Below are 275 nucleotides of genomic sequence, written 5' to 3'. Positions count from 1 at the left end.
CACTTCGGCACGCCAACCGAGATCTCAGAAGCCGTGGGCAAACGCGCCATCGCCAAAGGCGCGAAGTATTATCACATTACGCGCCAGTGGCAGAACCAGAGCGGCGGCAACCTGACCGTCACTGCTGACCTGTTTAAATAATCCCCGCGCAGGGCGGCGCCCGTCGCCCTGCCGTTTGCATAATCCGTGTGCAAATCTGCATAGTCTTGCATTGCCTTCACCGTTCGCTCTCCGTAAAATCTGCCGCCTGTTTTCAGGGTATTCCGTTTTAAACG

General features: G+C 56.4%; 1 protein-coding gene. It reads left to right on the top strand.

Annotation, left to right across the window (positions count from 1 at the left end):
* Positions 1-141 (top strand): YdgH/BhsA/McbA-like domain containing protein (locus ACWA1B_RS22630; RefSeq protein ID WP_456910859.1); only part of this gene is annotated, 141 nt, incomplete at its 5' end.
* Between the last annotated feature and the right edge of the window lie 134 nt (positions 142-275).

The organism is Flavobacterium xizangense, from assembly GCF_054075145.1.
Note: the sequence above shows the minus strand (reverse complement) of the source record. Positions and strands in the feature narration are given on the sequence as shown.